Origin of the sequence: Streptomyces sp. NBC_01232, assembly GCF_035989885.1 — a bacterium.
Lineage (GTDB): Bacteria > Actinomycetota > Actinomycetes > Streptomycetales > Streptomycetaceae > Streptomyces.
In genome coordinates this window covers 6086722-6101627 of record NZ_CP108518.1, presented here as the reverse complement: position 1 = coordinate 6101627, position 14906 = coordinate 6086722, and the positions used below count along the sequence as shown (strand labels likewise).

The following is a 14906-nucleotide window of genomic DNA, read 5'->3' as shown; positions in this document are numbered from 1 at the left end:
CAGTGAACGGATGCGTTCACTATTTCACTTTGGGGGGATCCTCAGTGACAAGCTCTCAACTCGCCGCACCCCGGATACCGGGCGCGGCACGCCGGGAGGGGCGCCCCGGCGTGGCGCTCGCAGTGATCGCCGCATGCCAGCTCATGGTCGTCCTCGACGCGACGATCGTGAACATCGCGCTCCCGCACATCCAGACCGCGCTCGACTTCACCACCACCGACCTCTCGTGGGTGCTCAGCGCCTACACCCTCACCTTCGGTGGCCTGCTGCTGCTCGGCGGCCGGGCGGGCGACATCCTGGGCCGGCGCCGGGTGTTCCTCGCCGGCATCCTGCTCTTCACCCTGGCCTCGCTCCTCGGCGGCTTCGCCCAGGAGCCCTGGCAGCTGCTCGCGGCCCGCGCCCTGCAGGGGGTCGGCGGCGCCATCGCCTCGCCCACCTCGCTCGCCCTGATCACCACGACCTTCCCCGAAGGCCCTGAGCGGAACCGGGCGTTCGGGGTGTTCGCCGCCGTATCGGCGGGCGGCGGCGCGATCGGCCTGCTGACCGGCGGCATGCTGACCGAGTGGCTCGACTGGCGCTGGGTCCTCTTCGTGAACGTGCCGATCGGCGTGCTGATCGCGGTCCTGACCCCGCTCTACATCACCGAGTCCGAGCGCCACCCCGGCCGCTTCGACATCGCCGGAGCCCTCACCTCCACCGGCGGGATGGCCTCGCTCGTGTACGGGTTCATCCGCGCCTCGGAGGAGGGCTGGCGCGACGCGCTCACCCTCGGCTCGTTCACCGCGGCCCTGGTGCTGCTCGCGCTCTTCGTGGTCATCGAGTCGCAGGCCCGCGAGCCGATCATCCCGCTGCGCATGTTCGCCGACCGCAACCGCACCGGCACCTACGTGATCATGCTCGGCCTCGCCGCGGCGATGTTCGGCATGTTCTTCTTCATCGTCCAGTTCGTGCAGAACGTACTGGGCTTCTCCCCCATCCAGTCCGGACTCGGCTTCCTGCCCGTGACGGTCGCGATCGTCACCGCCGCCGGTCTCTCGCAGCGGTTCCTGCCGCGTTTCGGCCCCAAGCCCTTCATGGTCGCCGGGTCCGCGCTCACCGGCACGGGGCTGGCCTGGCTCACCTTCATCCGGACCGACAGCTCCTACGTCTCCGGAGTGCTCGGGCCGATGCTGCTGTTCGGCTTCGGCATGGGACTCAACTTCGTGACCCTCACCCTCACCGCCGTCTCCGGCGTGGCCCCGAAGGAGGCGGGCGCGGCCTCCGGTCTGCTCAACGCCAGCCAGCAGGTCGGCGGCTCGCTCGGGCTGTCCATCCTGGTCACCGTCTTCGGCACGGCCGGCCGCGACGAGGCCACGAGGCAGGTCCCGGCCTTCATGGCGCAGGCGGACCCGGAGGAGATCGCCGCCTTCCAGGAGACCGGGCTACTGCCCGACCCCTGGGGGGACCTGGTCCTCACCCACGGCATCTCCACCGCGTTCTACGCGGCCGTCGCCATGGCGGGCCTCGCCCTGGCCACCGCCCTGCTGGTGATCCGGGTGCGCAAGAGCGACCTGGAGGCCCTGGCGGGCGCCGCCGCGAAGGCCGGTCCGGCCGCCTGACCGCACCGCGCCGTACGGGGCCGGGCGCGGGCAACGCTGCCCGCGCCCGGCCCCGTACGCATGACGGTCTAGTACTCGACGCGGCTGCCGAAAGAGCCCATGCGCGAGCAGACCTCGTAGGAGGCGGTGACCGGACGCTCGCGAAGGATCTGCCGGGCCCGGTACTCGCCCATGCTCATGGCGTACCAGGGGACGTCTCCGGCCCGGGCCATCTCGTCGTTGATCCCGCGCAGGGCGCAGGACCGCTGCGGCTCGGGCAAGCGGTCCAGAGCGGGTACGGCGTCCGCCGAGAGCGACTGGAAGTAGGCCAGATCGATCTTCTGGTCGGCCGCGAAGCGGGCCACGTTCCGCTCGGCGACCATCCCGTCGGGGGACATCAGGCCGAAGACCAGGACGGCGGCGGCCGCACTGCCCGCGACCGCGCGCGCCAGCCAGCGTCCACCGAACAGTCCGGCCGCCATGATCAGTACGATGACCAGCCCGAGCCACAGCTCCATCGCGGCCACGGAGACGCGCAGCCTGGTCAGCCCGTACGCATCCACGTAGAGGTCCATGCGGCGCAGCGCGGCGGCGACGACGACCAGCGTCATCGCGCAGAGCACCCCGAGCACGACGCGCACCAGGCGGCGGTCGCCCGCCCCGGCTCGCGGAGCCCAGCGCAGAGCCAGTGCGATCACTGCGAGGGTGAGCAGGGTGGCCCACAGGAGCTGCCAGAAGCCCTGGCGGGCGTACTCGGCATAGGTCAGGCCGGTGCTCTCCAGAACCTTGTCGTAGCCACCGAACAGGACCGCCAGCTGGACGGCGTTGAAGCCGGCGAACAGCACGATCAGCACGATGAGCGGAAGGGCCCATTCGAGACGGGACCGCGGCTTGCCCGGGGCCACCTCGATCCGGTCCCAGCGCAGCGGGGCGGCGGCGGTGCGGGCGGCGGCGAGCGCGAGGACCACGCCGAGGACGAAGAGCATGAACCGGATGGGTCCGTCCTCGACCGACACGTCGGGCAGCAGGTCGCCCAGCAGATCGGCGAAGGCCGCGTCGGCGGAGGCGAACAGCGCGCCGAAGAGCAGCAGCAGGGCGACGGCCACACCGGTCGCCTTGGCGATGGGCAGCCAGCGGTCCTTGCTGCCCCCACCACGCGAGCGCAGCCCGGTCAGGAGCCAGGCCGTCCCGGACACACCGGCGTCGAGGAAGCCGAGCGGGCTGAGCAGGACGCCGGGCCAGGTACGGCTGCCGTGCAGGGCCAGCGCGCCGAGCAGGACGGCGGACAGGATCGCCAGCGTGGCCGGCCACGCGGAGTCGCGCAGGGCGGGTACGACGAGGAGCGCGAGGCAGCCGATCACCCAGGCCAGGGTCCAGGGGCGGGCGGCGCGGCCGGCCGTGCGGGCGGCGACGTACGCGGCGACGACGGCGGGCACCACGGCAACCAGCAGGCCGGGGCCCATGCCGTCGCCGAGCAGCAGCGCGGTGGCCAGGCCCGAGGCGAGGACGGCGACGAGGGTCGCGGTCCGGATGGGCGCGGGGTCGGCGGGGCGCACCAGCGTGGCCCAGGAGGGCGAGGCGGAGCTCTGGGGCACCTGCCAGGGGTTCCCGGCCCATGCACCGGCGGGCGCCGGCGGCGGTGGGCCGGCCGCACCGGTGTGTCTGCCCCCGGGCGAGGCCGGCCTCACGGTCGAATCCGCGGGCGAATGCGCGGGCGAATGCGCGGACGTGGCCTCTGTGTTGACCGCGTCCTTGGACTGGGCCTCATCGGCCCCTCCGGTGTTCTCCGACATCGGTTTCCCTCCCCTGTCGGCCGCCCGGAGTTCAGGGTGGGGCGGCGGTGCGGACAGGGTAGGCCGGTGCGATGCAGTTTTGAACAGGATCAAAAGAGTGCTGTGGCAGGACCGTGACAATCGGAAGGGCAGATTTCACCACGCCGAACGCGCCGAGCGCCGCCGGGGGCCGCTGGGGCGCCGCTGGGGCGCCGAACACCCCGGGCACCCGGACGCGGAGGGTCCACGGGTCCCGTCGGCTCCACGGGCCTCAGCCCGCGGCAACCTCCGGCAGCCAGGCCGGCAGGGCTTCCGTACGCGCCAGCCACGCGGCCGGCAGCACGGCGTCCCCGCGCGCGCCCAGTACTCCGCCGACGATCGCGCAGGTCGTGTCGACGTCCCCGCCCACCTGCGCGGTGGTCCAGAACGCCCGCTCGTAGTCGTCCAGCGCCCGCGCCGCCGACCACAGCGCGAACGGCACGGTGTCGTGCGCGCTCGTACGCCGCCCGCAGCCCAGCACCGCCGCGACCGTGGTCGCGTCGCCGTAGTCCAGCATGTCCCGGGCCCTTCGCAGCCCGGCGCCCACCGCGCTGCGCGGCACCAGCGCGATCACCCCGTCCAGCAGGTCGGAGGCCTTCACAGGGCCGTCCGTGCTCGCGGCCAGCGCGGCAGCCGCGGCGACGGCCATCGCCCCGCACACGGCCTCGCGGTGCTGGTGGGTGGTGTAGGCGGAGATCTCGGCCTGGTGCGTGGCCTGCTCCGGGTCGTCTGCGTACCAGGCGCCGAGCGGGGCGATCCGCATGGCGGCGCCGTTGCCCCACGAGCCCTGTCCGTTGAACAGTTCGGCGGCCAGCGTCCGCCAGTCCTGCCCCTCCCGCACCAGTCTCAGCATCCGGTTCACCGCGGGACCGTAACCACGGTCGAAGTCGTGGTGGTGGGCGAAGGAACGCGCGAGCGCGTCCTGGTCGATGCGCCCGTGCTCGGCCAGCACGGCCACCACCGAGCAGGCCATCTCGGTGTCGTCGGTCCACTGCCACGTGCCGGAGCCGGTGGGCAGCTCGCGCCGCTTGAGCAGCGGATAGTTGACGGGGACGAAGTACTGGGAGCCCAGGGCGTCACCCAGCGCCAGCCCTCGCAGGCTGGACATGGCGCGCGCGTAGCGCAGTTCGGGAGTGGAGTCAGGCGTCATCGCGGGCAACTCTAGCCGTCCAGGTCATAAGGCTCGGGTGTGGTCCACCGCTCAAACGGGCGGTCCATCCGGTACCGGCCGTCCGGACCGAGCAGAAGGACCCGGAATTCGCCGTTGCCCGGATTGGACAGGGACTCGAATTCGGCCACGGACCAGTGGAACCAGCGCATGCAGAACAGCCGCATGGTCAGCCCGTGGGTCACCAGCAGCACGTTCTCGGGATGATCGGGGGCCTCGAAGCTGCGGTAGAGGCTTTCCAGAAAGGAGCCGACCCGGTCGTACACGTCGGCCCCGGACTCGCCCTGCGCGAACCGGTAGAAGAAGTGTCCGTACGCGTCCCGGTACGCCTTCTGCATCCGTACGTCCTCCCGGTCCTGCCAGTTCCCCCAGTCCTGCTCGCGCAGGCGCGGCTCCTCGCGCATCCGCACCCGTGTCGGGTCCAGCCGGAGCTCGCGGAAGGTCTGCAGTGTGCGGCGGTAGGGGGACACGTAGGCGCTGATCGTCTCTTCGCCGAAGAGCTCGCGCAGCCGCTCGCCGGCCGCCGACGCCTGCTCGCGCCCGTTCCGGGTCAGGCGCAGGGCGTGGTCGGGCTCCCGCTCATACACCGTGTCGTCGGCGTTCCCCTCCGATTCCCCGTGCCGGACAAGGACGATGCGCCGTGGTCGAACCATCCCTCGACCCTATTCGGCCATCGGGCGGCCCACGGACCGGGCACGCCGACGGCGCGGCGGTCATCGTACGGTCATACCGTCCAGGAGGGTTCGAGGTCGACGACGTCCCCGGTGAGCGCCTCGACATCGGCCTGGATCTGGGCGCGCAGGGAGAGCCGCTCGACCCGCTCCTGCCGGTACTTGCCGTGCTCGGCGGCGGCGTGCCACATCGACAGCACCAGGAACTCGCGGCCGGGGGCCTCCCCGAAGAGGCCGCGCACCATCCCGGGCGAGCCGGCCATCGCCGGATTCCACACCTTCTCCTGCATGAGGGCGAAGTGGTCGACCCGGCCCTCCCGGACGCGCGTGTGCGCGACCCGTACCACGTCGGCATCGGTGAAGCGCGGCTCGAAGCCGGTCTTCACGTCGAAGCGGTGGTCGAAGAGGGTGACCCGCAGATCGGTGTAGGTGCCGTTCTGGGAGGCGGCCAGCCGGTCGTGCGAGCGCGCCATGAAGGAGTCGTAGAAGGACCGGCTCTCCCAGAACGCAAAGACATGCGCGACCCCCTGCCGGCCCCGGCTCCAGCCGCCGCCCTGCCCCCGGAATCCCGGCTCGCCCGGCAGCCCCGCCCATTTTCGCTGCCCCCGCTCGAACCCGCGTCGGTCCGTCACCGTGCAGCGAATCCACTTGACCAGCACGGCGCCATCGTACGGGCCGGGCGGGGCCCCGGTCAGTCCCCGGCGCGGTGGATCCGTACCAGTTCCGCCGCGTCCCGCTCGGGCAGCCGAAGTCCGAACTCCCGGTCGAGCACGGCGAGCAGCCCGTCCGGGCCGACGATCTCCCGATCGGCCCGACCGTCGGAGTACAGGCGGGTGAGCTCGCGCCCGACGAGCGCCCGGCGGACGCCGTCCCCCGGGTACTGGACGATGATCCGCCCGACGAAGGACGAGGCGGGGTGACTGGAGCTGTAGTGGTTCAGCACGACGTAGTCGACGGGGTGGTAGCGCTGCGAGGAGAAGGCGTACAGGTCCCGCCAGACGCCCCCGCGGAGCAGGCACAGGACGAGGACGCCGTCCTCCTCCTCGCGGACGCGGTACGTCCACTCCCCCTGCCGCACCTCGGTGCCCGGCCGTCCGAGCGGTACCGGCTCGCGAGGTCCCTGGTAGCCGAACCCCGCGTCGCACAGCCACGGTTCCCCCTCGACGGTGACCACGAGGACGGCATGGGTGACGGCCGGCAGGGAGGTCCCACGGGTGCGGTTGCGGGCACCGCGTCCGGAGACCTCGAAGCCGATCCGCTCCAGGGCAGCGGCCAGCAGCGAGTTCTGCTCGTAGCAGTAGCCGCCGCGGCGGCCGTGCACGATCTTGTCCTCGATCGACTTGAGGTCCAGCGCGACGGGACGGCCGAGCAGGACGTCCAGGCTCTCGAAGGTGATGGCGGCGGTGTGGGCCCGGTGCACTGCGTACAACGTGCGGAGGTCCGGCCGGAGTTCCCCGGACGGCTCCGTGTCCCCCGCACTCCCCTGTATTCCGATCCGCGCCAAGTAGGCGTCCAGATCCAGTTCGTCACCGCTCCACATGGCCGACCATCTCCCCGTTGCCCCGTTTCCCCGTTGTCCCGACTGCAAGCGCCGTCCGCCGTCGCACCGCCGTACAATTCGAAGGCGCACCGGGGCAGGCACCCCGCACAATGATCGCCATGACGGCTCTGCACACCAACCCGCTTTTCGACCGGCTCTCCGAAGCCGAGAACATCCTGATAGCCGGTGCGGGCGGCGGCTTCGACATCTACGCCGGCCTCCCCATCGCCCTGTCCCTCATGCACCAGGGCAAGCAGGTCCACCTGGCGAACCTGTCCTTCAGCTCGCTCGCTGGACTGCCCGTCGAGGAGTGGGTGGCCCCCGATCTCGCCGCCATCACCCCGGACTCCGCGCCCCACCTGTCCTACTTCCCCGAGCGGACCCTGGCCCAGTGGCTGAAGAGGCACGGCTACCCCGCCACCGTGTACGCGTTCCCCCAGACCGGGGTGCAGCCACTGCGCGCCGCCTACCGCGAGCTGATCGACCTCCACCGCATCGACGCGATCGTCCTGGTCGACGGTGGCACGGACATCCTGATGCGGGGCGACGAAGCGGGCCTCGGCACCCCGGAGGAGGACATGACCAGCGTCGCGGCGCTGGCCGCACTGGACCACGTACCGCAGCGCCTCGTCGTGTCGGTGGGCTTCGGCGTGGACGCGTACCACGGGGTCAGCCACGGACTGGTGCTGGAGAACATCGCGGCGCTGGAGCGCGAGGGCGCGTACCTCGGCGCGTTCTCCGTACCGCGCGCCACCCGGGAGGGCGCACTCTTCCTCGACGCGGTGGCGCACGCCCAGGCGGAGACCCCGGACCGGCCCAGCATCGTGAACGGTTCCATCGCCGCGGCCGTCCGGGGTTCGTTCGGCGACGTGCAGTTCACCACCCGCACCAAGGGCAGCGAGCTCTTCGTGAACCCGCTGATGTCGCTGTGCTTCGCCTTCGACCTGCCGGGCCTGGCCGCCCGCTGCCTCTACCTGGACCTCATCGAGGACACCCAGCTGCTGCGCCAGGTCCATTCCCGGATCGCCGAATTCCGCGAGGAGCTGGTCACCCGCCCGTCGCTGCGCATCCCCCACTGACGGCCAGGGGGGCCGGGGGAGGCCGGACGTTGCTTCGGATGCCACGCGCAAGAACGCCGACGGGGAGCCGGCGCATCGCCGACTCCCCGCTTGGACCAGGCACGTCATACCTGGTGGGCGCCTACTTTCAGCTGCAGCCGCTGGTGGATCCGCAGCCCTCGCAGATGTAGCAGGAGCCGGCGCGCTGCATCTTCGTACCGCAGGAGAAGCACAGCGGGGCGTCGGCGGAGACGCCGAGCTGCATCTCGACCAGTTCGGCGCTGCTGTGCGCCGTCTTCGGGGCCGGGAGGGAGACGGCCGCGACCGGCTTCGGGGCCGAGGGGACGGCGGCCAGCGGGGTCGCCTGCGTCAGGGACTCGGTGTCCAACTCGTCCTCGAGGGGCTCGTAGGAGCCGGTGTCGAGGTGGCGCTGGCGCTCCTCGGCGGAGTGGATGCCGAGGGCCGAGCGGGTCTCGAAGGGCAGGAAGTCGAGCGCCACGCGGCGGAAGATGTAGTCGACGATCGACTGCGCCATCCGCACGTCCGGGTCGTCCGTCATGCCGGCCGGCTCGAAGCGCATGTTCGTGAACTTCGAGACGTAGGTCTCCAGCGGAACGCCGTACTGCAGGCCGACCGAGACGGCGATCGAGAAGGCGTCCATCATGCCCGCGAGGGTCGAGCCCTGCTTGGACATCTTCAGGAAGACCTCGCCCAGACCGTCGTCCGGGTAGGAGTTCGCCGTCATGTAGCCCTCTGCGCCACCGACCGTGAAGGAGGTGGTGATGCCCGGGCGGCCCTTGGGGAGGCGCTTGCGGACGGGGCGGTACTCGATGACCTTCTCGACGGCGGCGCGGATGGTCTCCTCCGTCTTGGCGGTGACCTCCTCCTTCTCCTCCTCCTTCTTCTTGGCGGAGAGGGGCTGGCCGACCTTGCAGTTGTCGCGGTAGATCGCGAGCGCCTTGACGCCCAGCTTCCACGCCTCGAAGTAGATCTCCTCGATCTCCTCGACGGTCGCCGTCTCCGGCATGTTGACCGTCTTCGAGATCGCGCCGGAGATCCAGGGCTGGATCGCGGCCATCATGCGGACGTGACCCATCGCGGAGATGGAACGCTCACCCATGGCGCAGTCGAACACCGAGTAGTGCTCGGCCTTCAGGCCCGGGGCGTCGACGACCACACCGTGCTCGGCGATGTGGGAGACGATCGCCTCGATCTGCTCCTCCTGGTAGCCCAGGCGGCGCAGGGCCTGCGGGACGGTGCCGTTGACGATCTGCATCGAACCGCCGCCGACGAGCTTCTTGAACTTGACCAGGGCCAGGTCCGGCTCGACACCGGTGGTGTCGCAGGACATCGCGAGACCGATGGTGCCGGTCGGCGCGAGGACGGAGGCCTGGGCGTTGCGGAAGCCGTTCTTCTCGCCGAGGCGCAGGACGTCCTGCCAGGCCTCGGTGGCCGCGGCCCAGATGCTGTTGTCCAGGTCGTCGGTGCGCGGCGCGACGCCGTTGGCGTCGGCGTGCTGCTTCATGACGCGCTTGTGCGACTCGGCGTTGCGGGCGTAGCCGTCGTACGGACCGACGATGGCGGCCAGCTCGGCGGAGCGCTTGTACGCGGTACCGGTCATCAGCGAGGTGATCGACGCGGCGAGGGTGCGGCCGCCGTCCGAGTCGTACGCGTGGCCGGTGGCCATCAGCAGGGCGCCGAGGTTGGCGTAGCCGATGCCCAGCTGGCGGAAGGCGCGGGTGTTGTCGCCGATCTTCTGCGTCGGGAAGTCCGCGAAGCAGATGGAGATGTCCATCGCGGTGATGACGAGCTCGACGACCTTGGCGAAGCGCTCGGCGTCGAAGGACTGGTTGCCCTTGCCGTCGTCGTTCAGGAACTTCATGAGGTTGAGCGAGGCGAGGTTGCAGGACGTGTTGTCCAGGTGCATGTACTCGCTGCAGGGGTTGGACGCGGTGATGCGGCCGGACTCGGGGCAGGTGTGCCAGTTGTTGATCACACCGTCGTACTGGATGCCCGGGTCGGCACAGGCCCACGCGGCCTCGGCGAGCTTGCGGAAGAGCGCCTTGGCGTCGACCTTCTCGATGACCTCACCGGTCATGCGGGCACGCAGGCCGAACTCGGTGCCGTTCTCGACGGCCGTCATGAACTCGTCGTTCACGCGGACGGAGTTGTTGGCGTTCTGGTACTGGACGGACGTGATGTCGTCGCCGCCCAGGTCCATGTCGAAGCCCGCGTCGCGCAGGGCGCGGATCTTCTCCTCCTCCTTCACCTTGGTCTCGATGAAGGCCTCGACGTCCGGGTGGTCCACGTCCAGGACGACCATCTTGGCCGCGCGGCGGGTGGCGCCGCCGGACTTGATCGTTCCTGCGGACGCATCGGCGCCGCGCATGAAGGAGACCGGGCCGGAGGCGTTGCCGCCGGAGGAGAGGAGCTCCTTGGAGGAGCGGATGCGGGAGAGGTTCAGGCCGGCGCCGGAGCCGCCCTTGAAGATCATGCCCTCTTCCTTGTACCAGTCGAGGATCGACTCCATGGAGTCGTCGACGGCCAGGATGAAGCAGGCCGAGACCTGCTGCGGCTGGGGCGTACCGACGTTGAACCACACCGGGGAGTTGAAGCTGAAGATCTGGTGCAGGAGGGCGTAGGTGAGCTCGTGCTCGAAGATCTCCACGTCGGCGGGCGACGAGAAGTAGTCGAAGTCCTCGCCGGCCTTCGTGTACGTCTTCACGATCCGGTCGATCAGCTGCTTGAGACCGGTCTCGCGCTGCGGGGTGCCGACCGCGCCCCGGAAGTACTTGCTGGTGACGATATTGACCGCGTTCACCGACCAGAAGTCGGGGAACTCGACGCCACGCTGCTCGAAGTTGACCGAGCCGTCGCGCCAGTTGGTCATGACGACGTCACGGCGCTCCCAGCTCACCTCGTCGTAGGGGTGTACGCCCGGGGTGGTGTGGATGCGCTCGATACGCAGGCCGCCCTTGGCAGCCTTGGTCCCCTTGGCGCGGGAACCACGTGCCGAGCTGCTCGCCGTCTCTGTCATGCCGCTTCCTCCCATATGCGGGCAAAAACGCCCTAAAGTGCCAGCGATATTCCGCGGCACGGTGCTGTGTCTTGTCTCTACGTCTCTTCGCCTGATCAGCCGGCCGTGTCACGGCGCGTGAGCGCCGCGGCACGGGACGTCCGGCTAGTCGGCGGCGGAGGCGGGCACGGGGACCTGGGCGGTCGCCGCGAGCTCGCACTCTTCGGGGCGAGGCCGCGACACGCGGAGTTCCGCGATGGCGGTCTCGAAGTCTTCAAGGGTGTCGAAAGCTTTGTAAACGGACGCGAAGCGCAGGTACGCGACCAGGTCGAGCTCCTGCAACGGGCCGAGTATGGCCAGACCCACATCGTGGGTGGTCAGCTCGGCACTCCCGGTGGCGCGCACCGCCTCCTCGACCCGCTGGCCGAGCTTGGCGAGGGCGTCCTCGGTGACCGGCCGCCCCTGGCACGCCTTGCGCACGCCGGAGATGACCTTGGTACGGCTGAAGGGTTCCGTCACCCCGCTGCGCTTGATCACCATCAGCGAGGCCGTCTCCACCGTCGTGAAGCGACGGGAGCAGTCGGGGCACTGACGGCGCCTGCGGATCGACGTGCCGTCGTCCGTGGTGCGGCTGTCGACGACGCGGCTGTCGGGGTGCCTGCAGAAAGGGCAGTGCATGGTTCCCTCACCCTCCCTCTTGGCACGACTGAATCACCCCACGGAGCCCCTGAACGGCGGAGGCGGACTCCGTCGGGGGCTCGTGCAGCAGCCACCAGCATATGCGATGCCGGGGGCCACGGAAGACCCGAGGACCACAACCTCTGGGTGGCAGCGCTCATCCAACCACTAGATCTTGGGTTGTGGCGGATTTCTACGACCCCGCGTGTCGCGGCGTCCGATGAGCGGACGCGCGGCCTCCCGGTGCCACACTGGACACGGGCCCGGACGGTGGCGATACGACCGGGAAGGGTACCGTAAGCGGCGGATGCAGGGCCGAACCCGCGTTCGGCGAACCGATCGTCCATACACCTCTTGATATGCACACGAAGGACGATCTGCGTTTTTTCACTCGAACGTGTGTTTGGCGCAACCTTTCGAAAGCAACTACCGTTGTCCAGCTAGGGAGAACATTTCGAGAGGGGCCGACGTGACCACCACCGCAGACAGTGCCGCCATCACTGCCCAGAACCGCTCCCAGAGCCAGAGCCGACTCGAGCCGGTGCATGCCATGAACGACGCAAACCTGAACCCGGATGCGGAGCCCGTAGTACGCCCCGCACGCTCGCTGCCAGGTCGACCTCCAGGCATCCGCGCCGACAGCTCCGGGCTCACGGACCGGCAGCGGAGGGTCATCGAGGTCATTCGCGACTCCGTCCAGCGGCGGGGTTACCCGCCGTCCATGCGGGAGATCGGCCAGGCCGTCGGCCTGTCCAGCACGTCGTCGGTCGCCCACCAGCTGATGGCCCTGGAGCGCAAGGGCTTCCTGCGCCGCGACCCGCACCGCCCCCGGGCCTACGAGGTGCGCGGCTCCGACCAGCCGAGCTCGCAGCCCACGGACACGACGGGCAAGCCCGCCGCCTCCTACGTTCCCCTGGTCGGCCGGATCGCGGCCGGCGGCCCGATCCTCGCCGAGGAGTCGGTCGAGGACGTGTTCCCGCTCCCCCGCCAGCTGGTCGGTGACGGTGAGCTCTTCGTCCTCAAGGTCGTCGGCGACTCGATGATCGAGGCAGCCATCTGTGACGGCGACTGGGTCACGGTCCGTCGCCAGCCCGTCGCGGAGAACGGCGACATCGTCGCCGCGATGCTCGACGGCGAGGCCACCGTCAAGCGTTTCAAGCGCGAGGACGGCCACGTCTGGCTCCTCCCGCACAACGCCGCCTACCAGCCGATCCCCGGCGACGAGGCGACCATCCTCGGCAAGGTCGTCGCGGTACTGCGCCGGGTCTGACCCGCCGCCCCCATTCAGCCCCCGGGATCCACTGCGCCGGTCCCGGGGGTTGTTTCATGCCCGGGGACCGGCGGGCGGGCTCGGCCGGCCGGCCCCGGAAGCAGGGAGAGCCGTACGACGGAAGGCCTCGCGGGTTACTTGCCGTCGGCCTTGGCCGTCGCGTCGATCGCCGCCAGGGAGCGGCGGACCTGGTTGCGGTCCGTGGTGTACCAGAAGTCCGGCAGCGTGGCCCGCAGGAAGCTCCCGTACCGGGCCGTGGCCAGCCGGGGGTCGAGGACCGCCACGACACCCCGGTCACCCGAGGCCCGTACGAGACGACCCGCACCCTGGGCCATGAGCAGCGCGGCATGCGTGGCCGCGACGGCCATGAAGCCGTTGCCGCCGTGCTCCTCCACCGACTTCTGGCGGGCGCTCATCAGAGGGTCGTCGGGGCGCGGGAACGGGATCCGGTCCATGATCACGAGCTGGCAGCTGGGGCCGGGCACGTCCACGCCCTGCCAGAGGGACAGCGTCCCGAACAGGCAGGTCTTCGGGTCGGCGGCGAAGGATTTGATCAGCTCGCCGAGGGTTTCCTCGCCCTGGAGCAGGATCGGGTTGTCGAGTCGGCCGCGCAGTTCCTCGGCGGCCGCCTTGGCGCCGCGCATGGAGGAGAAGAGACCGAGGGTGCGGCCGCCGGCCGCCTCGATCAGCTCGGCGAGCTCGTCCATCATGTCGCCGCGGGTTCCCTCGCGGCCCGGCGTGGCCAGATGCTTGGCGACGTAGAGGATGCCCTGCTTCGGGTAGTCGAAGGGCGAGCCGACGTCGAGCCCCCGCCAGACGGGGACGTCGTCCCCCTCGACGCCCTCGGGGGACAGCCCCAGGGAGGCCGCGACCCCGTTGAAGTCGCCGCCCAGCTTGAGGGTGGCGGAGGTCAGCACCACGGAGCGGTCCTCGAACAGCTTCTCGCGCAGCAGGCCGGACACCGACAGCGGGGCGACCCGGAGGGTGGCGCCGAAGCGGTCGTGGCGCTCGTACCAGACGACGTCGTACTCGGAGCCGTTGGTGATCCGCTCCGCCACCCCGTGGATGCTCTCCACTGCGGCCAGCGCCTGCTTGCGCACGGCGTCCTCGTCGTGGACGGACTTGTCCCGCGTCGCACCGATCGCCGAGATCACATTGCGTGCGGCGTCCCGCAGGGACATCAACGCATAGCCCAGGTCCTCGGGGACCTGCTCCAGCCGGCCCGGGAGCGCCAGCTCCATGACCCGCTCGAAGGATTCGGCGGCGGTCTGCAGGGAGTCGGCGGTCTTCTCGTCGACCAGCTTGGCCGCACGCTTCACGGCACGGTTGACCTGCCCCGGGGTGAGCTCACCGGTGGCGACCCCGGTCACCCGGGAGACCAGCTCGTGGGCCTCGTCCACGATCAGGACCTCGTGCTGCGGGAGCACCGGGGCCCCCTCGATGGCGTCGATGGCCAGCAGTGCGTGGTTGGTGACGACCACGTCCGCGAGCTTGGCCCGCTCGCGGGCGGCCTCCGCGAAGCACTCGGCGCCGTACGCGCACTTCGTCGCACCCAGGCACTCGCGTGAGGAGACGGAGATCTGCGACCAGGCCTTGTCCGAGACGCCCGGGGTCAGGTCGTCGCGGTCGCCGGTCTCCGTCTCGTCCGCCCAGTCGCGCATCCGCAGCAGGTCCTGGCCGAGCTTGCTCGTGGGAGCGGCCGCCTCGAACTGGTCGAAGAGGCCGTCCTCCTCGTCCTGTGGAGCACCCTCGTGCAGGCGGTGCAGGCACAGGTAGTTGGACCGGCCCTTGAGCATGGCGAACTGCGGACGGCGGCGCAGCTGCGGATGCAGTGCGTCCACGGTCCGGGGCAGGTCGCGCTCGACCAGCTGCCGCTGGAGGGCGAGGGTCGCCGTGGCGACGACCACGCGCTCGCCGTGGGCGAGGGCCGGCACCAGGTAGCCGAGGGACTTGCCGGTGCCGGTACCGGCCTGGATGAGCCGGTGGGAGTTGTCGTCGATCGCTTCGGCGACGGCTTCGGCCATGGCCACCTGGCCGGGGCGCTCCGTACCGCCGACGGCGGAGACGGCGGCGTGCAGCAGGTCGGGGAGGGAGGGCTTCGTCATAGCACTGCCAAC

Annotated in this window: 11 protein-coding genes; 3 read left to right on the top strand and 8 right to left on the bottom strand. The window is 70.5% G+C overall.

The window, feature by feature from the left end; translation table 11 throughout:
• The first annotated feature begins 44 nt into the window (after window positions 1–44).
• Entirely contained in the window at window positions 45–1598 is a 1554-nt protein-coding gene (locus OG444_RS28285; protein WP_327264814.1) for an MFS transporter, read from the top strand.
• A 68-nt stretch (window positions 1599–1666) separates the two neighbouring features.
• On the opposite strand, the gene OG444_RS28280 is transcribed toward OG444_RS28285, so the two are convergent.
• The 5 genes from OG444_RS28280 to OG444_RS28260 all read right to left on the bottom strand — a co-directional run bounded on the left by OG444_RS28280 (window position 1667) and on the right by OG444_RS28260 (window position 6767).
• Complete coding sequence (locus tag OG444_RS28280; RefSeq protein WP_327264813.1) at window positions 1667–3370, bottom strand: DUF4153 domain-containing protein; 1704 nt, start codon at window positions 3368–3370, stop codon at window positions 1667–1669.
• Window positions 3371–3620: 250 nt separating this feature from the next.
• Entirely contained in the window at window positions 3621–4538 is a 918-nt protein-coding gene (locus OG444_RS28275) for an ADP-ribosylglycohydrolase family protein (protein WP_327264812.1), read from the bottom strand.
• A gap of 11 nt (window positions 4539–4549) precedes the next feature.
• On the bottom strand, window positions 4550–5209 hold the full coding sequence (locus OG444_RS28270) for a histidine phosphatase family protein (RefSeq protein WP_327264811.1): 660 nt from the start codon (window positions 5207–5209) through the stop codon (window positions 4550–4552).
• Between the two features lie 71 nt (window positions 5210–5280).
• Window positions 5281–5886, bottom strand: a complete 606-nt coding sequence (locus OG444_RS28265; RefSeq protein WP_030008846.1) for a YdbC family protein — start codon at window positions 5884–5886, stop codon at window positions 5281–5283.
• Between the two features lie 32 nt (window positions 5887–5918).
• Complete coding sequence (locus OG444_RS28260; protein ID WP_327264810.1) at window positions 5919–6767, bottom strand: arylamine N-acetyltransferase family protein; 849 nt, start codon at window positions 6765–6767, stop codon at window positions 5919–5921.
• A 119-nt stretch (window positions 6768–6886) separates the two neighbouring features.
• Between OG444_RS28260 and OG444_RS28255 the strand changes: the two genes are divergently transcribed.
• Window positions 6887–7846 carry a DUF1152 domain-containing protein gene (locus OG444_RS28255; protein WP_327264809.1) on the top strand — a complete coding sequence of 320 codons (960 nt, stop codon included), beginning with the start codon at window positions 6887–6889 and terminating at the stop codon, window positions 7844–7846.
• Between the two features lie 127 nt (window positions 7847–7973).
• Here OG444_RS28255 and OG444_RS28250 read toward each other — a convergent pair whose 3' ends face one another.
• The gene (locus OG444_RS28250) at window positions 7974–10862 is read right to left on the bottom strand and encodes a vitamin B12-dependent ribonucleotide reductase (RefSeq protein ID WP_327264808.1); all 2889 of its coding nucleotides are present in this window, start codon (window positions 10860–10862) and stop codon (window positions 7974–7976) included.
• Window positions 10863–11006: 144 nt separating this feature from the next.
• Window positions 11007–11519 (bottom strand): transcriptional regulator NrdR, encoded by a 513-nt coding sequence (gene nrdR, locus OG444_RS28245; RefSeq protein ID WP_327264807.1) that lies wholly within the window; start codon window positions 11517–11519, stop codon window positions 11007–11009.
• 469 nt (window positions 11520–11988) lie between these two features.
• Here nrdR and lexA point away from each other — a divergent pair, with 469 nt between their 5' ends.
• A complete protein-coding gene (gene lexA, locus OG444_RS28240; protein ID WP_327264806.1) occupies window positions 11989–12789 on the top strand; it encodes a transcriptional repressor LexA in 801 nt (266 codons plus the stop codon).
• A 134-nt stretch (window positions 12790–12923) separates the two neighbouring features.
• Here the strand turns inward: lexA and OG444_RS28235 are convergent, their stop codons facing one another.
• Window positions 12924–14894 (bottom strand): ATP-dependent DNA helicase, encoded by a 1971-nt coding sequence (locus OG444_RS28235; protein WP_327264805.1) that lies wholly within the window; start codon window positions 14892–14894, stop codon window positions 12924–12926.
• Between the last annotated feature and the right edge of the window lie 12 nt (window positions 14895–14906).

Bases quoted from the DNA above. Each gene is read 5' to 3' on its own strand.
- OG444_RS28255 (WP_327264809.1), top strand. From the start codon at position 6,887: ATGACGGCTCTGCACACCAACCCGCTTTTCGACCGGCTCTCCGAAGCC.
- OG444_RS28275 (WP_327264812.1), bottom strand. From the start codon at position 4,538: ATGACGCCTGACTCCACTCCCGAACTGCGCTACGCGCGCGCCATGTCC.
- OG444_RS28280 (WP_327264813.1), bottom strand. From the start codon at position 3,370: ATGTCGGAGAACACCGGAGGGGCCGATGAGGCCCAGTCCAAGGACGCG.
- OG444_RS28270 (WP_327264811.1), bottom strand. From the start codon at position 5,209: ATGGTTCGACCACGGCGCATCGTCCTTGTCCGGCACGGGGAATCGGAG.
- OG444_RS28235 (WP_327264805.1), bottom strand. From the start codon at position 14,894: ATGACGAAGCCCTCCCTCCCCGACCTGCTGCACGCCGCCGTCTCCGCC.
- OG444_RS28260 (WP_327264810.1), bottom strand. From the start codon at position 6,767: ATGTGGAGCGGTGACGAACTGGATCTGGACGCCTACTTGGCGCGGATC.
- OG444_RS28250 (WP_327264808.1), bottom strand. From the start codon at position 10,862: ATGACAGAGACGGCGAGCAGCTCGGCACGTGGTTCCCGCGCCAAGGGG.
- nrdR (WP_327264807.1), bottom strand. From the start codon at position 11,519: ATGCACTGCCCTTTCTGCAGGCACCCCGACAGCCGCGTCGTCGACAGC.